We start from the raw sequence: 21,514 nt of genomic DNA on the forward strand, positions 1-21,514 counted from the left end.
CATACTTCTGCAATCGGAAGCTCACCTTCCAGACAGGCCGTGACAAACTGTAAACGTTGCATGGTAACAGTCTCATTCCAGGGCACGGTAAACCGCCATAGGCTGTTTACCGTACCGTTATAACCTGTTACCCATGTGACCGGTTCATACATCTCTCCGCCCCTTTCTTTTTACGCCTCTGCGCTAATCCGCTTCCGTCGCCACCGCCGCTTTCCCCTTACGCCGCACGCGCAGCTCGCTGACCACCACCCCGATCACGATCAACGCTCCGCCCAATAACGCCACACCCGGCAAACGCTCCCCGGCCAACCGCCCGACGATGCCCGCCCAGACCGGTTCGCCGGCGTAAATCACCGTGGCCCGCGTCGGCGAAACGCTGCGCTGCGCCCAGTTCATGGTCAGTTGAATCAACGCGCTGGCCAGCCCCAGCCCAATGGCGCTGTACAGCAGGTAATCCGAATACGGCGGTGGCGATTCACCGGTCGGCGCCATCATCAAGAATGAGGTCAGCGAGGCGGTCGCCAGCTGTACGATGGTCACCCGGCGGATATTCACCTTGCCGGCAAAGGCGCCGATCAGGATGATCTCCGCCGCCATACCAAGGGTGCCGGCCAGCGTCAGAATTTCGCCGAGGCTCAGCGTCATGTCGGTGCTGCTCGGCGCTGCCAGCAGCATCAGCCCGGTAAAGGCCAGCAGAATGCCGATCCACGACATGATACCGGGGAACCGCCCCAGCACCAGCCATTGCAACAGCGGTACGATCGGCACATACATGGCGGTAATGAACGCCGACTGGCTGCTGGTGATGGTCTGCAGGCCGACGGTTTGCATGCTGTAGCCAAACATGATCGCCAGCCCGATCAGCCCGCCCGCCTTCAGTTCATACAGCGTCAGGCCGCGCAGCACGCGCAGCGAAAACAGCGTCAGCGCCAGCGTGGCGGTGGCGAAACGCAGACCGACGAAAAAGAACGGCCCGCTGACCTGCATCGCGTGATGCACCGCCAAAAAGGTGCCGCCCCAGATCATGGTGATGAAAATCAACACCGCTTCCGGCAACCTGATTTGCGGAACCACGGCGGAAATAAAGGATTTTTTTGCTGCTGACACCGGCTTGCCCTTCCTGCTGAGTGCAATATAATGCACAGATCCTGCCAGTATGAGATAAAGTCCGGCGATGAGCAATACGGCGCATAACGCGAAAACCGATCCTCCCAAAGTGCTGCAGTATCTGAGCAGCAATCTGCGCGGCTACCGCCAACAGGCGGGCCTGAGCCAAGTGGCGCTGGCCGAGCTTTCCGGCGTCAGCCGCCGCATGCTGGCGGGCATCGAGGCCGGCGATCGCAACGTCAGCCTGGCAGTGCTCGACAAGATCGCCGCCGCCCTGGCGATTTCCTTTACCGATCTGATCCAGGCACCGGAAGCGCGCGGCAGCCATCTGGTAGGGGAACTGGCCTGGCAAGGCGCGCAGTCCGGCAGCCAGGCGCTGTTCGCCGCCAGCGTGCCGGCGCGCCAACGGGCCGAGCTGTGGGAATGGACGCTGATGCCGGGTGAGCGCTATGACTCGGCGCCGGACGCCGAAGGCTGGAGCGAGATGATCTATGTGATTGCCGGCACCCTGACGCTGGAGCTGGAACAAGGTACGCTGACCCTTGCCGCCGGCGCCGCGCAAACCTTCAACAGCGATCAACGCTACGCTTACGCCAATCTCGGCGACCTGCCCCTGCGCTTTATCCGCAACGTCGCCTTCTGACTGCCCGCCAGCCCGCGCCGGCGGCGGATGTCGTGCCGCTGTCGTGCCGCTGTCGTGCCGCTGTCGTGGCGCCGTCACCCCGCACGCCCTACACTGGATGACAGTGACAGTGAACTCGGGAGTGCATCATGCAAAAGTACCGCATCAGGCCATTACGTCTGGAAAAAGGCTGGTCGCAGGAGCAGCTGGCGACCATTGCCGGTCTCAGCACCCGCACCGTACAGCGGATTGAAAACGGCGAACAGGCCAGCCTGGAAACCTTGACCGCGATCGCCGCCGCGCTGGGGGTGCAGGTCAGCGATCTCACCTCACCGCCGCAGGCGGAAACGCCGAGTGAGGTAGATGAAGAGCAGCGCATTCGTCGCCAGGTCGCGGCAGAAGGCAAACTGCTGAGCATGGCGGTGCGTTTCGCCGTGATTGGCGCGCTGCTGTTCGCCATCAACGAGTTGACTCACCCGCAATACCTCTGGTCGCTGTGGGCGATCGGCGGCATGAGCCTCGCGCTGGTTATGCGGGCGGTGCGCACCCTGCTGCTGCGCAATGCCTTCAGCCGCTGGCAGGAACAGCGGCTGGCGCAAAAACTCAGGCGCCTGCCGTAAACGTCAGCCACTCCGCCAGCCGGGCCAGCGCACTGCCCGGCACGATCGGCTGCGGCGACAACAAGTAATAGCCGCTGCCGTCGGGCGTGAAACCGAACGGCGCGCTCAGCAAACCGGCGGCCAGATCGTCTCGCACCTGCAGCCACGGGCCGATAGCGATGCCAAGACCGGCTACCGCCGCCTGCAGGCTGAAATAGAAATGATCGAAACGCTGCTCCGGATGCCCCGCCAACGTCACCCCCTGCCGCTGCGCCCAGTGCCGCCAGGCATCCGGCCGGGTGGCGGCATGCAGCAACTTGGCGTCGGGCCGCAGGTTCTGCCTGCCGTCCACGCTGGCCGTCAGCCTCGTCAGCGCTTCGGGTTGGCACACCGGCCCGACTTTCTCATCAAACAGCGCCAGGCTATGCACCTGCTTTCCCCAATCAAAGTCATTGCGCCTGATCGCCGCCGTAATGCCGTCATGGAACGAAAACGGCCCGCCGCCGGCCACCAGCTGTAAGTTGATATCCGGGTGCGCCTGTTGAAAAGCCGGCAGGCGCGGGATCAGCCAACGCATCAGTAAGGTCGGCTCACAGGACAACACCAACGGCGCATTGAGTGCCTGCTGGCGCAGCTCCAGCGCCGTAGCATCCAAAATGCCGAATGCCTGCTGCGTCGCCTGAAACAGCTTGCGCCCCGCCGCCGTGAGCAGAACCCGCCGATGGCGGCGCTCAAACAGCGCCACGCCCAGCTCCTCTTCCAGCGCCCGCACCGCCCGGCTGACCGCGCCATGCGTCAAATTCAGCCCCTGTGCCGCCTGCGTGAAACTTTCCAGCCGCGCGGCGGCTTCAAAACAGCGCAGACCGCCCAGCGGCAGCGGCCTACGGGTTTTGCGTGAGTTTTTCTCACCGATACCGTCACTATTCATCGTTTGTCACCGAGGGAAATTACTCTTATAAATCAGTCACTCTATCGAGAAACATCGCAAGGATAACTATGACTGAACTCATCGCTGTCGTCACCATTACTTTACTCGCTGTAATCAGCCCGGGGCCGGATTTCGCCATGGTCTCGCGCAACAGCCTGTTGCTTTCGCGCCGCGCCGGCGTCTTGACCGCCTGCGGCATCGGCGCCGGCGTGCTGATCCATGTCAGCTATACGCTGATTGGCGTCGGCGTGTTGATTCAACAGTCGCCCTGGCTGTTTAACCTGCTTAAAGGCATCGGCGCCGCCTATCTGATCTATCTCGGTTTTACGTTGCTGCGCAACGCGGCGCATCATGACGCCGCGCCCACCACGACACCGGCCGCCATCAGCGATGTCGCGGCGCTGAAAACCGGTTTTTTAACCAATGCGCTGAACCCGAAAACCACCATCTTCGTCGTCAGCCTGTTCATGCAGGTGGTTTCTCCGCACACCCCGCTCGGCGTGCAAATTGGCTATGGTCTTTTTATCGCCGCCGTCCATATCTTCTGGTTTGCCGCCGTCGCGCTGCTATTTTCCGCGCCGGGGGTCAATGCGCGCTTTTTGCGTTTGCGCCGCGGCATCGATCGCACCTTTGGCGGGCTGCTGATCGCCTTTGGCACCCTGCTGGCGATCGCCGGCATCAAGTAACGCCGCGACGCCAAGTTCGTCATTCGCTTCTATGCTTATCAGGGGTTTTTGTTAATCATCTGAGAGGGAGTACGGAACATGACGAAACTGTTGGTGCTTTATTACTCAATGTACGGCCACATCGAACGCCTGGCGCAGGCGGTGGCCGAAGGGGCAAATCGGGTCGATAACGTGGACGTGACGATTAAACGCGTGCCGGAAACCATGACGCCGGAAGCCTTCGCCAAGGCCGGAGGCAAGCAACACCAGCAGGCGCCGGTCGCCACCCCGCAAGAGCTGGCGGACTATGACGGCATTATCTTCGGCACGCCGACCCGCTTCGGCAATATGGCCGGACAGATGCGCACCTTCCTCGATCAGACCGGCGGCCTGTGGGCGTCCGGCGCGCTGTACGGCAAGGTGGGCAGCGTCTTCTCCTCCACCGGCACCGGCGGCGGCCAGGAACAAACCATCAGTTCGACCTGGACCACGCTGGCGCACCACGGCTTCATCATCGTGCCGATCGGCTATGCGACGCAGGAGCTGTTTGACGTTTCGCAGGTGCGCGGCGGCACCCCGTACGGCGCCACCACCATCGCCGGCGCCGACGGTTCGCGGCAGCCGAGCAACGAAGAGCTGACCATCGCCCGCTATCAGGGCGAGCACGTGGCGAAAATCACCGCCAAGCTGAAAAGTTAAGCGCCCTCCCGTACCCGTGATTCAAAGGGCCGCGCATTCGCACGGCCCCATCTTGTTGCCGACCCGCCGCAAGGTTAGAATGCCCCTCCCCCGGCCATTCAGCGTCTGAAGGCCAGGCCCGAATTCGTTCTGCCCGTCGCTCATCGGCTTTCAGCCTGAGGACGGGCGTTCTGTTTTTTGCGCACAGCGAAGGGAATAAGTCAGTGTCTAAAGATTTTGATGAACTAATAAGAGACATGGATCTTATTATTGAAAATGTAGACAGCTTCAAAGCTCTGGCTCCGCGCGCGCCCGAGCCGGCTCCGGCCCCGCCGCCGCCGGTTCATCATTACGACTCGTTCTGCGAAAACATCGCGTTGAAAGTGGTATTGAAGGTGCTGCTGTCTTCGGTAGACAAGATAGTCAAAGTGCAGATCGCCAACAAGGTCGAGCAGGAGATCGCCCAGATCGAACAGCAGGTGGTGCGCGCCGGCGGCGGCCCGGTGTCGCCGGACGATCTGGCGCAGATGACCCACTACGTGCGCCGCACGGTCAACGATCTGCTGGAATAGCGTTCTCCCCCTCCACGCCATGCTTATTCGGCGATATGAATTTTTACGTTATTTTTATATCGCCTGCTTTATGCTTGATACACTTCAATAAATTGACGCATCGTCGGCGGGCACTCCGAGCAACAGCATGGTCAAAACCAAACAAATCCTGGTCGTTATTCATCTTTGCAGCTTTTTAGTCCTCCTTTACAGCCTTTCAATGATCCCGCCCCTGCTGATGGGCCTGCTGTATAAAGAAAAAAGCGCCTTCTCGTTTTTCTATACCCTGGTGCTCGCCGCCACGCTAGGCGGATTGGGCTGGTTCAGCACCCGGCAGTCGAAAGTGCAGCTGCGCACCCAGGACGGTTTCCTGATCATCGTCATGTTTTGGCTGTTGTTTTCCGCAATCAGCGCCCTGCCGCTGTGGCTGGATGACACGTTAAACGTCCGCCTGGTGGACGCGATGTTCGAGGGCGTCTCCGGCATCACCACCACCGGCGCTTCGGTGCTGAACGACGTCTCCAACGTCCCCAAATCATTCCTCTACTATCGCTCTCAGCTCAATTTTATCGGCGGTCTGGGGGTTATCGTGTTGGCGGTGGCCGTGCTGCCGCTGCTGGGCATCGGCGGCGCCAAACTTTATCAATCGGAAATGCCCGGCCCATTCAAAGAGGAGCGCCTGACGCCGCGGCTGGCCGACACCTCGAAAAACCTGTGGCTGATCTACCTTGGCCTGGGGCTGGCCTGCACCGTCGCCTTCCGCCTGGCGGGCATGCCGTGGTTCGATGCCTTGTGTCACGGCATCTCTACCGTCTCGCTCGGCGGATTTTCCACCCGCAACGAAAGCCTGGGGTACTACGACAGTTCGGCGGTGGAAATGGTCGGCGGCATTTTCTCTGTTCTGGCGGCGGTGAACTTCACGCTCTATTTCGTCGCCGTCGGCCGCCGCAGCCTGAAACCGCTGTACCGGAACCCCGAGCTGCGCTTTTTCCTGTTGGTGCTGGCCATCGTCGTGGCTATCGTGTGCGTCGAGCTGTATCGTTCGGGCATGTACGGGGTCAAGGACGCCTTCGTGCACGGTTTTTTCCTCACCAGTTCGATGATGACCGATAACGGTCTGGCCATCGCCGATTACACCAAAATTCCGTCCCACACCATCATGCTGCTGCTGGCGGCGAGCTTTTTCGGCGGCTGCGTCGGGTCCACCTGCGGCGGCATTAAAGCGCTGCGTTTTCTGATCATGTACAAGCAAAGCCGGCTCGAGATCAACCAGCTGGTGCATCCTAACGCCTTGTACACCATCAAGGTCGGCAATGCGCCGATCCAGGATCGGATGCTGCGCTCGGTTTGGAGCTTTTTCTTCCTCTACGTGCTGTTCACCTGCCTGTTTATCTGGCTGCTGAATCTGATGGGCTATGATCTGGTCACCGCTTTCGCCACCGTCGCCGCCTGCATCAACAATATGGGACTGGGATATGGAGAAACCGCCGCCGGCTTCGGCACGTTGAACGACGCGGCGAAATGGCTGATGTGCGCCGCCATGCTGCTTGGCCGCCTCGAGATCTACCCGATGCTGATCCTTTGTTCACGCGCGTTTTGGCGTTTTTAAGCGGACAAACCCGGCATGAAGCCACCGTTTCGCTCGGTTATCGCTGACACATTCACAACACACATATGTTGCATTGTTGTATTCGTTTCACTGCGATAAGTTTAATTCACTGTAAATATATACAGTGAATTTTAACTTATTGAGGATATGAATATGCGCTTTAACAACAAGATGTTGGCCCTGGTCGCCCTGCTGTTCGCCGTACAGGCGTCGGCCGACACGCTCGAATCCATCGACAACTGCGCGGTCGGCTGCCCGACCGGCGGCAGCAGCAACGTGTCGATCGTGCGTCATGCTTATACGTTGAATAACAACAGCACCACCAAGTTCGCCAACTGGGTGGCCTATCACATCACCAAAGACACGCCGGCCAGCGGCAAGACGCGCAACTGGAAAACCGATCCGGCACTCAATCCGGCGGATACCCTGGCGCCCGCCGATTACACCGGCGCCAACGCGGCGCTGAAGGTCGATCGCGGCCATCAGGCGCCGCTGGCTTCGCTGGCAGGCGTTTCCGACTGGGAATCGCTGAACTATCTGTCCAACATCACGCCGCAAAAGTCCGATCTGAACCAGGGCGCCTGGGCGCGGCTGGAAGACCAGGAACGCAAGCTGATCGATCGCGCCGACATCTCTTCGGTCTATACCGTGACCGGGCCGCTGTATGAGCGCGATATGGGCAAACTGCCGGGCACCCAGAAAGCGCACACCATCCCCAGCGCCTACTGGAAGGTGATTTTTATCAACAACAGCCCGGCGGTAAACCACTACGCCGCCTTCCTGTTCGACCAGAACACGCCGAAGGGCGCCGATTTCTGCCAATTCCGCGTGACGGTGGACGAAATTGAGAAACGCACCGGTCTGATCATCTGGGCCGGCCTGCCGGACGACGTGCAGGCTTCGCTGAAGAGCAAACCCGGCGTGCTACCGGAGTTGATGGGCTGCAAAAACTGACGAAAAAACCCGCCGAGGCGGGTTTATTTTTCACGCGGGCGCCGGCGGCTTACTCCGTCAGCGCCTTTTGCGCAGCGGCCAACTCGCGTTGACGAGGTGAGGCTACCGCGTGGTCGCGTGCCAGCAACGTATACACCGTCGGCAACACGAACAGGGTAAACAGCGTGCCCACCAGCATGCCGGATACGATCACCAAGCCCAGACCGAAGCGGCTGGCGGCGCCGGCGCCGCTGGCGAACAGCAGCGGGATCAGGCCGAACACCATCGCCCCGGTGGTCATCAGCACCGGCCGCAGACGAATTTGCGCCGCCTGCAAAATCGCGGCGCGCCGCGCCAGCCCTTGATGCATCTGCAGCTCGTTGGCGAACTCCACCATCAAAATGCCGTGCTTGCTGATAAGCCCGATCAGGGTCACCAGCCCGACCTGGGTATAGATATTCATCGTCGCATAGCCCAGCGCCAACGGCAGCAAGGCGCCGCAGATCGACAGCGGCACGGTGATCAGAATGATCAGCGGATCCTTCAGGCTCTCGTACTGCGCCGCCAGCACCAGGTAGATGATGACCAGCGCCGCCAGGAATGCGAACGCCAGCGCGCTGCCTTCCTGGGTATACTGGCGCGAATCCCCCTGCCAATCGTGGCTGAATTCGGCCGGCAGCGCATTCGCCTGCCGTTCGAGGAACGCCACCGCTTCGCCCATCGAAACACCGGGCGCGGGGATCGCCTGCAGGGTGGCCGCATTCTGCTGGTTGAACTGGGTCAGCTTGTTCGGCTCGACCTTAACGGCCACCGATACCACGGTGGAGAGCGGCACCAGCGTATTGTCCTGCGTGCGGACATACTGCCGCGCCAGCGCCTGCGGCGTCAGCCGCTGTTCGCGCAGGCTCTGCGGGATCACGTCATAGGCGCGCCCGTCCATGCCGAAGCGGTTGAGGTAGTTCTCGCCCACCAGCACCGCCAGCGATTCGCCGATGTCGCTCATGCGGATCCCCAGGCTGTTGGCCTTGGCGCGGTCGATGTGCACCTCCGCCAGCGGATTGTTGTAGTCCAAATCGCTGTCTACCACCATAAACAGGCCGCTGTTTCTGGCGTTCTGCTTGACCTCTTCCAGGGTGCGGTACAGCTGCGGGTAGTCCTGCGGCGTGCGCAACACCATCTGCACCGGCAGCCCACCGGTGGAGCCCGGTAAAGCGGGCAGCTGGAAGGCGAAAATGCTGGTGCCTTCGACATCGTTCACCGCCCGTTGCAGATCGGCCTGCACCGCCGACGCCGAGCGCTGGCGCGCCTGCCATAGCGTCAGGTTGATGCCGCCGATGCCGGACGCCGTGCCGTCGCTGCCGTTGATGATCCAACGGCTTTCGGTTTCCGGCATGCGGTTGTAGACCTCATCCAGCTTATAGGCGAAGCGTTCGACATAGTTCAGGTTAGCGTGCTGCGGCGCCTTGATGGCGGTCAGTACGATGGCCTGATCCTCGGTCGGCGCCAGCTCGCGCTGCGGCATCAGATACAGCAGCGGCAGGCTGATCATCACCAGCAGCGCCAGCGCTCCGGTCAGCCAACGGTGATGCAGCGAGAAATCCAGCGCGCGGGCATAGCGCCGCGTCAGGCCGCCGAAGAACCACTCGGCGGCGCGCGCCACGCGCCCTTCGCTCTGTTTGGCGGGCAGCAGGAGAGAACTCATCACCGGCGACAACGTCAGCGCCACCACGCCGGACACCACCACCGCGCCGGCCAGCGTCAGCGCGAACTCGCGGAACAGTGCACCGGTCAGCCCGCCCATCAGGCCGATCGGCGCATAGACCGCCGCCAGCGTCAGAGTCATGGCGATCACCGGCCCCGCCACCTCGCGCGCGCCGATCATCGCCGCCGCCAGCGGCGTTTTCCCCTCTTCGATATGGCGATGCACGTTCTCCACCACCACGATGGCGTCGTCCACCACCAGACCGATCGCCAGAACCATCGCCAGCAGCGTCAGCAGATTGACGCTGAAGCCAAAGGCCAGCATCAGCCCGGCGGCACCGAGAATCGACAAGGGAATGGTTACCACCGGGATCAACACGGTGCGCAGCGATCCCAGACACAGGTAGATCACCGCCACTACGATCGCCAGCGCTTCCAGCAGGGTATGCACCACTTCATCGATCGAGGCCTGAATAAAGCGCGCGGTTTCAAACGCCAGCGCCATCTTCACGCCCGGCGGCTGCATCTTGTCGATCGCCGGCATCAGGTGACGAATGCCGTCGACGATCACCAGCGGATTACCGGTCGGCGTGGGGAAGACGCCGAGGAACACCGCCGGTTCGCCATCCATCAGCGCGCTGGTCTCCGTGGCCGCGGCGCCCAGCTCCACGGTGCCGACGTCTTTCAAGCGCACCAGGCCGTTACCGTCGTTGCGCACCACCAGATTGCGAAACTCCTCCACGCTGGTGAGATCGGTATTCACCCGCACGTTGGCGACCACATACTGCCCTTTCACCTTGCCCGGCGCCGCCTGATAGTTGTTGCGCCGCACCGCGTCGGCCACGTCGGCGGCGGTCAGGCCGCGGCCCGCCAGCCGATCGCTGTCCAGCCACAGGCGCATCGCCATTTTTTGCCCGCCGAACACTTCAACCTTGGCGACGCCGTCGATGGTGGTGAACATCGGCTCCACCACCCGCGTCAGGTATTCGCTCAGCGCCGGCGTGGACAGCGTTTTACTGGAGAAACCGACATAGGCCACGGCGGTGGCTTCACCGGCGGAACGCTCAATCACCGGATCGTATGCCTGCTCCGGCAGCTTGTAACGCACCTGATTGACCTTGGCCATCACCTCGGTCAACGCCTGGGTGGAATCGCGGTTCAGCGCCATGCGCACCGTCACCACGCTGCGCCCCTGCACCGACGAGGAAGAAAGGTAGTCAACGCCTTCGACGGACGACACCGCCTGGGCGATCGGCTGCGTGACGAAGCCCTGCATCAGCTCGGACGAGGCACCGGGATAGTCGGTGCTGATGGTGATGGTCGAATTTTCCAGCAGCGGGTATTGGCGAATCGGCAATTGGCTGAGCGCCAGCGCGCCGAACAGCAGGATCAGCGTGCTGACCACCAGCGCCAGCACCGGCCGGCGCACGAACAGATCGGTAAATGTCATCGGTCTCTCCTCAGGAACCGGCCTGGGCGGCGCTCAGGGTATCCTGCGCCACCGGCTCGGCCGCCATGCCGTCACTCAGTTTGAGCTGGCCCGAGGTCACCACCCGCTCGCCTTCCTGCAGACCGCTGACGATCTCGACGCGCCCGTCATTGCGTTCGCCCACGGTGACCGAGACGCGCTTGACCACCATGCCCTTTTCACCCTGCTGCGCGACGAACACGGTATCGCCGTACGCCGTATAGGTCAGCGCCGTTTCCGGTACCGTCAGCACCGCCACGCGCTGTTGCTGCGTGACGCGAATGCCGGCGTACATGCCGGCATTCAGCAATCCCTGGCGGTTAGTCAACGTCGCCTGCACCTGTACGGTGCGAGATTTGCCGATCATCGGATCGATAGCGGTAATAACGGCGGGGAAAGCCCGATCGGGATAGGCGCCGACCTGCACCGATACCGCCTGGCCCAACGCCAACCCGGCGCTGCTTTGTTCGTCCAGCGAGAAATTGACCCGCAGCGTATCGGCATCCACCAGGTTGGCCACCGCCTCGGCGGCGTTGAGGTATTGCCCTTCATGCACGCGGCGAATGCCGATGACGCCGGAGAACGGCGCGCGGATCGCCTTCTGGGCGATTTTGGCCTGCGTTTCCTGCACCGCACCGAGCGCCATATCCCGTTCAGCCAGCGCATCGTCCAACTGCTGCCGCGCGGTGGCGTTAAGGTTCATCAGCTTGCGCATGCGCCCCAGCAGCAGATCGGCATTGCGCAGCTGCGCCTGCAGGCGCACCAGCTCCGCTTGCTCGACCGCATCGTTGAGCTGCACCAGCAGTTGCCCCTGACGCACCGTTTGGCCGGACTCGAACAGAATGCGCGTGATGCGGCCGCTGGTCTCCGCCGCGACCTCCACCTGGCTGGCCGCTTCCAGCTCGCCCACGCCGGCATAGCTGCGCGCCGTTTGTTCACGCAGGGCCGGCGCCAGCGCCACTTTTACCGGCGGATAGGCCGGCGCGCCTTCGCTTTGCCGGGCGGTGGAGCGCATCGCTACCGCAGCGACGGCGACCGCCGCCAACAGTGCGGCAATAATGAGGTATCGTTTCATCATGTAACGGTTTCTTCCTGATTTTACAGCCAAAGCCATCCTTCCCCCGACGCAGCGCAGGCAGGTGACGAGAGATGCCGGTTGCCAAGCCCGGCTGGCTGCACTATAAAACCTCAGGTTAACTTGAGGTCAAGCTAAGGGATGTGGAATGGCAAGAAATGAACCGATTGACAACTATCGGCTGCTGACCGTGGGAGAGGTGGCGAAACGCAGTGGCGTAGCGGTGTCCGCTTTGCACTTTTACGAGAGCAAGGGGCTGATTCAGGCGACGCGCAACGCCGGCAACCAGCGCCGCTACACGCCGGTGGTGCTGCGTTACATCGCGGTGATCAAGATCGCGCAAAGCGCAGGCATTCCGCTGGAGGAGATCCGCGCCACGCTGGGCCGCTTTCCCGCCGGCAGCAAGCTGACCTCGGAGCAATGGGGCGTGTTGTCCTCCGCCTGGCGCAAAACGCTCGATGAGCGCATTCAACGGCTGACCATGCTGCGCGACCATCTCGACGGCTGCATCGGCTGCGGTTGCCTGTCGCTTGCCGACTGCCCGCTGCGTAACCCAAACGATATTCTGGGCCAACAGGGCACCGGCGCACAGATTCTCGAACATGGCGCCGGAAAGGACCGATGAGCGAGACGGCGGCTCACCGGTGCTTCCCAGCCCATTCCTCTCAGGGATAGATGATGTTCAACGTGGCCGAGGTGTTAATTTCCCCCTGCGTGACGCCATCGCGCTGATAAGGGTAATAATAAGCGCCCATGCCGATGATGAAGTGACTGTTCAGACTGCCGCCGGCGGCGACGTGAAACAGCGAGGTGGCGCCGCCGCGATCGACGTTGGAGGGCGACAACACCACCGGCGAGCTCGGCATGTCGCGCTTGACCAGCCGCAGCCCCACCCCTTGCGCACCGCCCGCATTGGCATTGGTCAGTACGCTGGCGTCAGAGGCCAGCAGGTTATTGCTGGACAGGAACATCTCTACGGCGCGATCGGCGATGCCTTCCTGCTGCATGTTCTGGCAGCTGATGGTGAGCGAGAACGGTGTGTAGCCGGGTTGGCTGTTATTCAGCACCTGCGCCACGCCCATTTTGGGCAACCTGACCGTCAGGCCGGCATTGTCGAAACGACAGGTGGTGGTTTTCGGCGCGTATTTGATGTTCATCGGCTGGCCGTACATGTCGCGATCGTCATAAGGCCAGTTGCCGGTAAGCAACCAGGTGAGCAGTTTCCCTACTTGTTCCAGCAGCCAGAACGGCAATTCCAGAATGCCGATACCGGTCACATCGCTCACCAGTAAAACGTCATCAAGCATCAAGGCATCGCCCGGCACCACCCGCCCATCTTTGGGTTTTTGTACCAGCGAATAACGAATGGTCATCGGCGAGTTTAACTCTGACGCGGAGTGTTCCCCGCGCCCCCTCAACGTTCTGTCGCTTATCTTGTTGGTGATTTCCGCTCGGACCCACTGTTGACCGTTGTTAAAACCGAAAATCGCGGCCTGCGAATCTTTCGGCGAAAGCTTGATGGTGTAGGAAAAGTTGCTTTTGGACTTGCTGCAGTTAAATGTGCCTGTGTACTGGGTATTATATTGCGCCTCCCAGACCGGCGTATTGGCGCTCAGCTTGTCGGAGAGATCAACGAAAATCGGGGGCGCAAACTCCGCTCCTTTGCCATAGCAGGAAGCATAGCCATAGCCGCTGAACAGCCCGGACAGCAGCAGTAAAGAAATCAGCCTGATCATAGGTTCGATTATCCTGTATTAGCGGCAAACGCCGGGCGACGCATCCAGCGTCAGAGTAGGTTTGGCGATGCGGCAGCGGCCATCGCGCAGTTGCACCGTCAACGCCGTTGGCGGCTGTTCGGCGCGCAGATACAGCACGCTGGCCTGGCCGACAAAGCCTACCGACCGATCGTGTTCATCCAGCACTTCGGCGCCGAACGGCAGCGGCGCGCCATCGGCGCGTTGCGCCCGTTGCTGGAATGGCCGGCGTTGATCGGTTTCGAATTTCAGGTAGCTGACCGCGCCGTAGTAAGGCACGTGGTTGGCGACGTTGCCGCTGATTTCCGCCCCGCTGCTGTGGCCGGTATCCGATAGCGTGATCGAGTTTTGCCGGTACGGCGTGGCGTAGGGCACCAGCGCCAATCCTTGCGCGTTGGTGACGATGCTTTCGTCGCCGTTGACCATCAACCCCGCAGCCTGCGGCGCCTCCACCACCGTCATGGTGTTACCGATTTCGTTCGACGCCAGCAGATGCCAGGGGATCGCCACCAGGCTGCCGCGGGCGCTGAGGCCGCTCTGACGATAATCGTTGCCTTCGCTGTAGGAGACGCCCAACGTCGAAGCGCGAGCGCGATAGGCCGCATTGACGCTGGCCATATTGTCGCCGCCGCTGCGGTTGCTGCCGCTCAGCGAGTAACTCAGGCGGTTGGATTCCAGCGCGTTGCCGCTCAGGCTGACCGTGCTTTGCTGATAGTGAGAGTCCGTCGCCGACAGACCGGTGCTGAGATAGGCGTTGTTGTCGAATACCGACAGCGGCAGGCTGAATGACAGGTAATAGCGCGTCTCTTCTTCACGCTGGCTGTTGCGCACCCGGCTGGCGGAAACCGCGTAGCTGACGCGCCCCAGATTGTTGGAGTAGCCCAGCTGGTATTCGCGGCTCTTGGCGTTGGCCGTCCAGTAATCGCGCTGAGAGCCGGAGAAGAACAACGTGCCCCAGCCTTCGTTCAGGCGCTGGTTCAGGTTAAGCGTAAAGGTATTTTTCGGCCGCGCGGAACGCAGCGCATCCCAGGTGTTCATATCCAGTTCCGATACACCCTCTTCGTCGCGCCAGCGATCAAATTGCCGCTCCAGTTGGCGATAGCCGTCATTGGAGTAAATGGCGTCGGTAAAGCTGTAGTAACCGCGGGTGGAGTAACGGTAGGCCGCCAACGTGAAGTTGGTGGCGGTGACATCGAGAAATTTACTGTAGGCGATGCGAAAGCTCTGCCCGCTTTCGCGGCGATTTTTCAGACGGGTATCGGCATGCGTCAGATCGATGGACACCGCCCCAATCGGCAGGTTCCAGCCGCTGCCGAGCAGCCAGGCCTGATAATCGTCGCTCAAAATGCTGCCGGCATAGCCGGTCACCAGGTTATTGAAACCATACTGCAAGGTGCCTTGCACAAAGCCGGGATCGTAATCGGTATTGCTTTCGTTAACCTTGCCCGCCAGCACGCTGTATTGGCCGACACCCTGCTTCAACATGTTGGGCACGGCGGAAAACGGCACGCTGAACGACTGCTCGCGCCCATCCGCTTCTTTGACCGTCACCCACAGATCGCCCGCCGAGCCGGTAGGTTGAATGCTGTCGAGCGTAAAGGCGCCCGGCGGCACGTTTTCCTGATAGATGACGTTGCCGTTCTGCACCACTTTCACCAACGCGTTGGTTTGCGCCACGCCCCGAACGATCGGTGAAAAACCTTGCTGCGAGTTGGGGCGCATGCTGATGTCCGACGCCAGCGCCACCCCGCGAATGCGCACCGAGTCGAACAGATCCCCCGGCGAATAAAAATCGCCGACGGTCAGGTTGGATTTGATGTCGGCGAAGCCGCGCTGCAGATAGCGCGTGTTGTTCTGCCAGTGACTACCGCGCCCGCTGCCGTGGCGAAAGCTGCTGCTGTCGCGAAATTGCCAACCGGCCAGGTTGATCCCTGACTCCAGCCCGGTATAGAGATCGTCATTGCTGCTGCGATTGCCGTCGCCGTGCGTCTCTGCGTGATAGTAGGTCGCGTTGTAGGCCAGCGTCAGCGCTGAGATGCCGCGATTCCAAAAGGCGGGATCGACATACCCCGCCTCCGACCGGTTGACCCGCGCCTGCGGCACCGTCAACCGCAGGCTAAGCGCGCCGACGTCCATATCAAACCGCCCGCCCTGTACCAGCGTGGCGATTGGCAGCGTCTCCTGGGGCGCCTGAGGCGCCGGCAACCGGCTCAGATCGATGCCCAGACGCTGCGCATCCCGGTAGTCGATTTGAATATCGTCGCGCTGGGCGCCAAACAGCAGCGCGTAGCGCCCTTTCCAGTCATGGTTGACATACACATCGATCTCCTGCCTGCCGGCAGGCATGTCATTGTTGAGATAAAAACGCGAAAGATCGGAATCGCGCGATTCGCCGGCCAGCAGCGAAGTATCGAACGTCACCGCCCAGGCCGTGTCCGGCAACAAGAATGAAGAGGCGGTCAGCAACGAGAGGACTTTTTTATTCAGCTTCATTGTTGTTCTTTCAGGTTAGTGTGCGGTGACGGCTTTAGACTTGTAAGCCCCCAGATCGTCGATATACATCAGGTCATAGCGGGCGTTTTTAGTGGCCGATCGTTTGCTGGCGGCAAACTGGGTGGAAAACGGCGCAACCATGAGCGAGTCAACCAGCAAGTGTTTGTCCGCGCCCTGGCCGATATTCGCTATCGTGATGAAATACGGGCTGCTGTTGGTGACGTCGAACCCTTTGCCGTTGGCTTGCAGCGTCAGTTTTTCCAACGCGCTTTCTACGCCGCGGGTTAACGCCGGCGGGCGGTAGAACAGTTTGATGCGCGACTTGATCGCCAGCTGCAGCGTGTTGGTGCCTTGCAGGTTTTCCGGCGTCGGCGGGATATCCAGCACGTTGAGATAGAACACCGATTCGCGATCCGCCGCCAACGCGGCGCCGACTTTCTGAATTCGCAGCTGCTGGCCGCTATTGCCGTTGACCTTCACCACCGGCGGCGACAGCAAAAACGGCACATTGGCGGTTTCCGGGGTGGAATTGATATCGCCGTCGTCGATCCAGGCCTGAACCAATGAGGGGTCGGCGCCATTGTTCAGCAGTTGGACAATCACGTCCTTGTTGTTTGCCGGATAAATAACCCGCGTCCCGTTAACCACCACGTTGGCCTGAGCGCCAACGGCAGTGAGCAGCAACGCCGCCATCATCAAGTATTTTTTCATCGTTCCCCCGAGTGGCCAGGCCCGGTCAGGGGCCTGGCGGTCAGCGTGATTACAGGTAAGAAATGGTGTAAGTCACGTTGGAGCTCAGAGCGCCCACTTTTGCCGCTTCGGCGTTGGTTTTGTAGTAGTACGCATCCAGCGTCAGGGTTTCCGAATCCGGCGCCGTTTTGTCGCCCATGATGTCGGTGACATACGGCACGTTCAGTTGGATCGGCGTAGAAGAACCGGTTTCCGCCAGAGAGAAGCCCACGTTCTTCGCGACGGAAGCGTCGTTCTCGTTGACCGAGTTGTTCAGCAAATATTTGCCGTCAGTGGAAATGTTATCCGCGGAGGAGAAGTAGATTTTCAGCGGGGTGCCTGCCGTGCCGGCCGCCGGCGAACAGCCGGAGAAGGTCAGCGAGAAGGACTTTTTGTTCTTGGTGATTGGCCCAACGGCGTTACCGGCATCGGTCACCGAGATCGGGCTCAGCGCTACGGTGAAATCCGCACTTTTGCCGCCGTTGATGGTACAGGTGGTGTCGGTAATGGCACCGGTAAAGTTAATGACGCCACCGGCGGAATTATCTTCAGCGAAAGCCGTAGGCGCAGCGACCGCAGCCGCCATGATTGCAACAGAAAACATCTTCTTCATCATGATGATAAAACTCCATAACAGTTTGGTTTGAGAGAATAAATAAAGCGGCCGCTGCCGGCGGGATGAAACAGTCCCTCCCCGTAATACAGAGGCAAAAAAAAATAGCGATCACATTCCTGTTTTTATAAAAACCAATAAATAACGTGATGCATCCACCAGGAATATAAGCGAGAAATAGCCCCCTACCTCTCTCTTATAAAACCGGAAGAAATCCCCAACAAATTATGCACCCGGTTTCCCAGGCCCATTTTGCGTAACGCACTGCATTTCTGCGTGCTGACGGTTTTTACGCTTTTATCCAACATTTTGGAAACCTGAGTCACCGTATAGCCAAAAGAAAGCAAATGGAGAGTTTCCGCCTCGCTTTCCGTCAGGCAATGTTTCGCCGCACGAACCGGTCTGTCATCTATCTTTTGGGGCGATGCTGAGCAACGGAGAATATCGGCCAGTAATAATGCCAGAGACTGGCTCATATTAGATACACTGTCCCGTTTGTCGAACACCACGACATCGTGCCAGAAGGATCGACATAGCAGGCGGCGCATCTCTTCCGTTGCAATAAAAAATTTAACCCCGTGGATGGACGGTAATAAGGTTACCGCCACGCTGAAACGCAACATGCTTTTTACCGCGTCGTCAATAACCAGAATGTCATGACAACAACTTCCCATTACCAATGGCAAATCGCCGTAACAGGTAATAACGTGTTCTTGATGATAAATCCTTGGCGTCAATATTCTCTTGACCGCCTCTCTGAAGAACAGATTTTCAGATACAATACCGACACTGAGCATATCCCCTCCATCCGTGGCTTAACCAGAACACGTCATCATCACTGAAAAAAAAACACTTTTGCGGAAAATTCTTATTACCAGATAAACATAGAAAATAAGCCACATGCACAGGGAAGCCCTGTTCCGTACAGCCAGGATAATTCTGCACCAAACCGCCACCACTAGAAATATTATTTTTTATAACAGAAATTTTAATCACAATAATCTAAAAATATTAAAATTATTAGCACAAAACACTTAAAATATCATTCATCACACTCGAGGCCAGACATTGCGCCCAGCGTAAAAATAAAAAACCAACCCGGTTCACTTGCGAATTCCGCCATAATCCTTGACCTCCTTGCCTTTTACCTAAATACTAGCCGCGCATTGGAAGCCTATATCCTTATAAAAACCTGCAAATATGAAATACATTATCGATCTCTGCGTGATCTATGACGCAAGCACCTGTTACCTCCAGCTTATTGATAACCATGAGTCATCAATACGAATATCCAACCCGGCATCACGACTGCTAATTGAAATGCTGACGCATCCAAACGTTCCATTAAAACGCGAGGTATTGATACAGAAGGTATGGGAAGAATACGGCTTTACCGGCTCGTCAATCAGCCTGAATGTCGCCGTGAGTGAAATAAGAAAAGCCTTCAAGCTGCTGGGAAGGGAGACGCCTCCCATAAAAACCATTGCCAAGGTCGGTTTTTGCTTTACCGCGTTGGTTGAAATACACTCCCTGCCTCTGGTAGAGGAAATACCGTCCCAGACGCCATTGCCGATCGAGACATTTCCTTCCCCACGCCGCAATAACGCGCTAAAAAGGCTGAGACTCTCGCCAACCGTCATTATTATCGGTCTGCTCTCCACACTATTGATGATGGCGATGTTCTATCCGATTGAATTTCCCAAGCAACTGCAGCAAGAATTAATTGCGCTGGGAAAACAAGACAACTGCACTCTGTATTCACTGGATGCCGAAAAACACATCGATAATGAAGCGGAAAAACGCATGGCGGGGAAGATATTGCAGCTCAGCAACGTAGATTGTAAGAAAATCAGCGCCGACGTCTATTTTTCGATGCGCAGACATACGCTGAGTTATGACACATTTCTCGGCGTTTGTTACCTGGGAAATGAACATCAATACACTCAGTGTGTGACCTACAAAATACTCAACGGTAAATAAATGACGGCCTTGCGCACCCCCAAAGCAGTGATTATCGGCTTGTCAGCCGCGATTATTCTTATTGTCATAGTCCGCGTCTTCACCCTGCGTCCCCCCTCCTACATCAACTGCAAGGCGGAGACGGTGACTCGGAAGCTGTTGGCTTCAGGCGACGCTCTCGATCTGAAAGTGTCGGGCAGCTTGTTCATTTACGATGAAGACAGGGCGGTGATCGTGCAACGCGGCGATATCACCCTCAGGGGTAAAACCTACAATCTGGACCAGAAACTCATCTTTAAACTCAAAAAAATAGGCGATGGCTTTTATATGACGACGCAACGTGAAGTGATCAAAAGCCCCGACGACAACGCACCGGATGAGCTCACCAAGGAGATCCCCATGATTTCTCTCGGCATTAAGAACGGGTTCTTTTCGATGCGAAAAGTACGGCAGGACGCCTATATCATGCATGGCGTGTTGTTCCCCGTCGCGATGTGCCGCTAACGGACGCTCATCGCGCAAACCAACAGGGACAGGAAAGGAAAATCAACAGGGGCGCTATCGTGATAAACGCCCCCGGCGGCAACAACGCGCTTATTGAACCGAATTCTCCGCGCGGGTAATGCCATGTTTTTTCATCACCTCTTCCATGGTGAGATTCTCGTCATACGGCTTATCGTCCACCACTACGTCCTGCGGGCGCACATAAGGTTTGGTCGCGCGTTTGAACATCCACCACCATACGAATACCAGGAAAGCGCCGGACTTCAGGAAGATCATGGTCCATAGGGCGACTTGATACCAGTTCATCTCTGTCTCCATAAGAGCATTACGCAAAATTGATAAGGCGGCGTTGATTATTACGCCGGTCACGCCTGACAGCAGCAGGCAGCCGAACGGCCGACCTTGGTGACCGCATAATCTCACCGATGCGTGGCCCTTATCAATAGCCGAACGCGTTTACTGCCAAAGCGCGCCGGTTTCTCCGCACGCAAAAGCAAAAAACCCCGCGCTCAGAGAGCGCGGGGTCAGAATGTATGGCGGAGGAGCAGAGATTCGAACTCTGGAACGGTTTCCCGTCGACGGTTTTCAAGACCGTTGCCTTCAGCCACTCGGCCACCCCTCCGCAACGACGCGCACTATAAACAGAGCTTATTCGCTTGTAAAGCCCGGCGGCGTTCAACCGCGCGAAAAATCGGCGATACTCATGCAAGCGGCGAACAAACGCGCAGCCGCTCCCGCGCGGTTGCAATAATGATAACTAAGGGTAAAGATTGGTAAACAGACTTTAATCAAACGCTTGCGCTGCCTATCATCGGGATTATTTTGTGATGGCTTGATAAGAGAGAGCATTATGGACCGCATTGTCGTCTCGTCTTCCTCGCGCGACTCGCTGCTCAGCACGCATAAAGTCCTGCGCAACACCTATTTCCTGTTATCCCTGACGCTGGCTTTCTCGGCGTTGACCGCTACCGCCAGTACGATGCTGGGCCTGCCGGCGCCGGGCTTATTGCTGATGCTGGTCGGCTTCTACGGCCTGATGTTCCTGACGCATAAGCTGGCCAACAGCCCGGCGGGCATTCTGGCGGCGTTCGCGCTGACCGGGTTCATGGGATATGCCCTCGGCCCGATCCTCAGCTCGTTCCTGAACGCCGGCGCGGGCGATCTGATCATGCTGGCGCTGGGCGGCACCGCCGCGGTGTTCTTCTGCTGCTCGGCCTATGTGCTGACCACGCGTAAGGACATGTCGTTCCTGTCAGGCATGATGATGGCCGGTTTTGTGGTGCTGCTAGTGGCGGTGATCGCCAACCTGTTCCTGCAGATCCCTGCCCTGCATCTGGCGATCAGCGCGCTGTTCATTCTGTTCTCCGCCGGCGCTATCCTGTGGGAAACCAGCAACATCATTCACGGCGGCGAGACCAACTACATTCGCGCCACCGTTAGCCTGTACGTGTCGCTCTACAACATGTTCATCAGCCTGCTGAGCATTCTGGGCTTCGCCCGCAGCAACTGATAGCACGCTACGCATG

21 protein-coding genes and 1 tRNA gene are annotated in these 21,514 nt (G+C 59.0%); 11 read left to right on the forward strand and 11 right to left on the reverse strand.

The window, feature by feature from the left end:
- Positions 1-183: 183 nt before the first annotated feature.
- A complete protein-coding gene (locus tag AC6BYQ_RS03965; RefSeq protein WP_025160336.1) occupies positions 184-1,107 on the reverse strand; it encodes a DMT family transporter in 924 nt (307 codons plus the stop codon).
- A gap of 67 nt (positions 1,108-1,174) precedes the next feature.
- Between AC6BYQ_RS03965 and AC6BYQ_RS03970 the strand changes: the two genes are divergently transcribed.
- Entirely contained in the window at positions 1,175-1,750 is a 576-nt protein-coding gene (locus AC6BYQ_RS03970) for a helix-turn-helix domain-containing protein (protein ID WP_198635436.1), read from the forward strand.
- Between the two features lie 128 nt (positions 1,751-1,878).
- Positions 1,879-2,349 carry a helix-turn-helix domain-containing protein gene (locus AC6BYQ_RS03975; RefSeq protein WP_074054563.1) on the forward strand — a complete coding sequence of 157 codons (471 nt, stop codon included), beginning with the start codon at positions 1,879-1,881 and terminating at the stop codon, positions 2,347-2,349.
- Here AC6BYQ_RS03975 and AC6BYQ_RS03980 read toward each other — a convergent pair.
- Positions 2,333-3,256, reverse strand: a complete 924-nt coding sequence (locus AC6BYQ_RS03980) for a LysR family transcriptional regulator (RefSeq protein ID WP_198635438.1) — start codon at positions 3,254-3,256, stop codon at positions 2,333-2,335. The two genes, AC6BYQ_RS03975 and AC6BYQ_RS03980, sit on opposite strands and share 17 nt — an antisense overlap.
- Before the next feature lie 68 nt (positions 3,257-3,324).
- Between AC6BYQ_RS03980 and AC6BYQ_RS03985 the strand changes: the two genes are divergently transcribed.
- The 5 genes from AC6BYQ_RS03985 (at position 3,325) to AC6BYQ_RS04005 (ending at position 7,713) form a co-directional block, all read left to right on the forward strand.
- Complete coding sequence (locus AC6BYQ_RS03985; RefSeq protein WP_498056343.1) at positions 3,325-3,942, forward strand: LysE family translocator; 618 nt, start codon at positions 3,325-3,327, stop codon at positions 3,940-3,942.
- 78 nt (positions 3,943-4,020) lie between these two features.
- Positions 4,021-4,620, forward strand: coding sequence for an NAD(P)H:quinone oxidoreductase (gene wrbA, locus AC6BYQ_RS03990; RefSeq protein ID WP_004928045.1), 600 nt, complete (start codon positions 4,021-4,023; stop codon positions 4,618-4,620).
- Between the two features lie 236 nt (positions 4,621-4,856).
- The gene (locus tag AC6BYQ_RS03995; protein WP_016928271.1) at positions 4,857-5,171 is read left to right on the forward strand and encodes a hypothetical protein; all 315 of its coding nucleotides are present in this window, start codon (positions 4,857-4,859) and stop codon (positions 5,169-5,171) included.
- A 127-nt stretch (positions 5,172-5,298) separates the two neighbouring features.
- A complete protein-coding gene (locus AC6BYQ_RS04000; RefSeq protein WP_074054566.1) occupies positions 5,299-6,759 on the forward strand; it encodes a TrkH family potassium uptake protein in 1,461 nt (486 codons plus the stop codon).
- Between the two features lie 153 nt (positions 6,760-6,912).
- Entirely contained in the window at positions 6,913-7,713 is an 801-nt protein-coding gene (locus AC6BYQ_RS04005; protein WP_498056344.1) for a DNA/RNA non-specific endonuclease, read from the forward strand.
- Between the two features lie 49 nt (positions 7,714-7,762).
- On the opposite strand, the gene AC6BYQ_RS04010 is transcribed toward AC6BYQ_RS04005, so the two are convergent.
- A complete protein-coding gene (locus tag AC6BYQ_RS04010) occupies positions 7,763-10,843 on the reverse strand; it encodes a MexW/MexI family multidrug efflux RND transporter permease subunit (RefSeq protein ID WP_197667445.1) in 3,081 nt (1,026 codons plus the stop codon).
- Positions 10,844-10,853: 10 nt separating this feature from the next.
- Positions 10,854-11,939, reverse strand: coding sequence for an efflux RND transporter periplasmic adaptor subunit (locus tag AC6BYQ_RS04015; protein ID WP_498056345.1), 1,086 nt, complete (start codon positions 11,937-11,939; stop codon positions 10,854-10,856).
- Positions 11,940-12,084: 145 nt separating this feature from the next.
- Here AC6BYQ_RS04015 and soxR point away from each other — a divergent pair, with 145 nt between their 5' ends.
- On the forward strand, positions 12,085-12,561 hold the full coding sequence (gene soxR / locus AC6BYQ_RS04020; protein ID WP_019456251.1) for a redox-sensitive transcriptional activator SoxR: 477 nt from the start codon (positions 12,085-12,087) through the stop codon (positions 12,559-12,561).
- Between the two features lie 40 nt (positions 12,562-12,601).
- Here soxR and AC6BYQ_RS04025 read toward each other — a convergent pair whose 3' ends face one another.
- From AC6BYQ_RS04025 to AC6BYQ_RS04045, 5 genes are all read right to left on the reverse strand, one after another.
- Positions 12,602-13,672: a fimbrial protein gene (locus AC6BYQ_RS04025; RefSeq protein ID WP_498056346.1), complete on the reverse strand. Its 1,071-nt coding sequence runs from the start codon at positions 13,670-13,672 to the stop codon at positions 12,602-12,604.
- 18 nt (positions 13,673-13,690) lie between these two features.
- The gene (locus tag AC6BYQ_RS04030; protein ID WP_019456253.1) at positions 13,691-16,183 is read right to left on the reverse strand and encodes a fimbria/pilus outer membrane usher protein; all 2,493 of its coding nucleotides are present in this window, start codon (positions 16,181-16,183) and stop codon (positions 13,691-13,693) included.
- Positions 16,184-16,198: 15 nt separating this feature from the next.
- Positions 16,199-16,894: a fimbrial biogenesis chaperone gene (locus AC6BYQ_RS04035; RefSeq protein ID WP_498056347.1), complete on the reverse strand. Its 696-nt coding sequence runs from the start codon at positions 16,892-16,894 to the stop codon at positions 16,199-16,201.
- A gap of 49 nt (positions 16,895-16,943) precedes the next feature.
- Positions 16,944-17,528: a fimbrial protein gene (locus AC6BYQ_RS04040; protein ID WP_019456255.1), complete on the reverse strand. Its 585-nt coding sequence runs from the start codon at positions 17,526-17,528 to the stop codon at positions 16,944-16,946.
- A 182-nt stretch (positions 17,529-17,710) separates the two neighbouring features.
- A complete protein-coding gene (locus tag AC6BYQ_RS04045) occupies positions 17,711-18,322 on the reverse strand; it encodes a helix-turn-helix transcriptional regulator (protein ID WP_498056348.1) in 612 nt (203 codons plus the stop codon).
- Between the two features lie 403 nt (positions 18,323-18,725).
- Between AC6BYQ_RS04045 and AC6BYQ_RS04050 the strand changes: the two genes are divergently transcribed.
- A complete protein-coding gene (locus AC6BYQ_RS04050; protein ID WP_498056349.1) occupies positions 18,726-19,505 on the forward strand; it encodes a winged helix-turn-helix domain-containing protein in 780 nt (259 codons plus the stop codon).
- Positions 19,506-19,988, forward strand: coding sequence for a FidL-like protein (locus AC6BYQ_RS04055; RefSeq protein ID WP_019456258.1), 483 nt, complete (start codon positions 19,506-19,508; stop codon positions 19,986-19,988).
- Positions 19,989-20,078: 90 nt separating this feature from the next.
- Here AC6BYQ_RS04055 and AC6BYQ_RS04060 read toward each other — a convergent pair whose 3' ends face one another.
- Entirely contained in the window at positions 20,079-20,294 is a 216-nt protein-coding gene (locus tag AC6BYQ_RS04060) for a hypothetical protein (protein WP_019456259.1), read from the reverse strand.
- Between the two features lie 228 nt (positions 20,295-20,522).
- A tRNA-Ser gene (locus AC6BYQ_RS04065) sits at positions 20,523-20,610 on the reverse strand.
- A gap of 228 nt (positions 20,611-20,838) precedes the next feature.
- On the opposite strand from AC6BYQ_RS04065, the gene yccA reads away from it, so the two are divergent.
- Complete coding sequence (gene yccA, locus AC6BYQ_RS04070; protein WP_004928091.1) at positions 20,839-21,498, forward strand: FtsH protease modulator YccA; 660 nt, start codon at positions 20,839-20,841, stop codon at positions 21,496-21,498.
- Positions 21,499-21,514: the final 16 nt, after the last annotated feature.

The organism is Serratia sp. LTN-2, from assembly GCF_059740205.1.

What these genes read in the sequence shown, in the direction of transcription:
- AC6BYQ_RS03970 (WP_198635436.1), top strand. Translation starts at nt 1,175, where the DNA reads ATGAGCAATACGGCGCATAACGCGAAAACCGATCCTCCCAAAGTGCTG.
- AC6BYQ_RS03975 (WP_074054563.1), top strand. Translation starts at nt 1,879, where the DNA reads ATGCAAAAGTACCGCATCAGGCCATTACGTCTGGAAAAAGGCTGGTCG.
- AC6BYQ_RS03980 (WP_198635438.1), bottom strand. Translation starts at nt 3,256, where the DNA reads ATGAATAGTGACGGTATCGGTGAGAAAAACTCACGCAAAACCCGTAGG.
- AC6BYQ_RS03985 (WP_498056343.1), top strand. Translation starts at nt 3,325, where the DNA reads ATGACTGAACTCATCGCTGTCGTCACCATTACTTTACTCGCTGTAATC.
- wrbA (WP_004928045.1), top strand. Translation starts at nt 4,021, where the DNA reads ATGACGAAACTGTTGGTGCTTTATTACTCAATGTACGGCCACATCGAA.
- AC6BYQ_RS03995 (WP_016928271.1), top strand. Translation starts at nt 4,857, where the DNA reads ATGGATCTTATTATTGAAAATGTAGACAGCTTCAAAGCTCTGGCTCCG.
- AC6BYQ_RS04000 (WP_074054566.1), top strand. Translation starts at nt 5,299, where the DNA reads ATGGTCAAAACCAAACAAATCCTGGTCGTTATTCATCTTTGCAGCTTT.
- AC6BYQ_RS04005 (WP_498056344.1), top strand. Translation starts at nt 6,913, where the DNA reads ATGCGCTTTAACAACAAGATGTTGGCCCTGGTCGCCCTGCTGTTCGCC.
- AC6BYQ_RS04010 (WP_197667445.1), bottom strand. Translation starts at nt 10,843, where the DNA reads ATGACATTTACCGATCTGTTCGTGCGCCGGCCGGTGCTGGCGCTGGTG.
- AC6BYQ_RS04015 (WP_498056345.1), bottom strand. Translation starts at nt 11,939, where the DNA reads ATGATGAAACGATACCTCATTATTGCCGCACTGTTGGCGGCGGTCGCC.
- soxR (WP_019456251.1), top strand. Translation starts at nt 12,085, where the DNA reads ATGGCAAGAAATGAACCGATTGACAACTATCGGCTGCTGACCGTGGGA.
- AC6BYQ_RS04025 (WP_498056346.1), bottom strand. Translation starts at nt 13,672, where the DNA reads ATGATCAGGCTGATTTCTTTACTGCTGCTGTCCGGGCTGTTCAGCGGC.
- AC6BYQ_RS04030 (WP_019456253.1), bottom strand. Translation starts at nt 16,183, where the DNA reads ATGAAGCTGAATAAAAAAGTCCTCTCGTTGCTGACCGCCTCTTCATTC.
- AC6BYQ_RS04035 (WP_498056347.1), bottom strand. Translation starts at nt 16,894, where the DNA reads ATGAAAAAATACTTGATGATGGCGGCGTTGCTGCTCACTGCCGTTGGC.
- AC6BYQ_RS04040 (WP_019456255.1), bottom strand. Translation starts at nt 17,528, where the DNA reads ATGATGAAGAAGATGTTTTCTGTTGCAATCATGGCGGCTGCGGTCGCT.
- AC6BYQ_RS04045 (WP_498056348.1), bottom strand. Translation starts at nt 18,322, where the DNA reads ATGCTCAGTGTCGGTATTGTATCTGAAAATCTGTTCTTCAGAGAGGCG.
- AC6BYQ_RS04050 (WP_498056349.1), top strand. Translation starts at nt 18,726, where the DNA reads ATGAAATACATTATCGATCTCTGCGTGATCTATGACGCAAGCACCTGT.
- AC6BYQ_RS04055 (WP_019456258.1), top strand. Translation starts at nt 19,506, where the DNA reads ATGACGGCCTTGCGCACCCCCAAAGCAGTGATTATCGGCTTGTCAGCC.
- AC6BYQ_RS04060 (WP_019456259.1), bottom strand. Translation starts at nt 20,294, where the DNA reads ATGAACTGGTATCAAGTCGCCCTATGGACCATGATCTTCCTGAAGTCC.
- yccA (WP_004928091.1), top strand. Translation starts at nt 20,839, where the DNA reads ATGGACCGCATTGTCGTCTCGTCTTCCTCGCGCGACTCGCTGCTCAGC.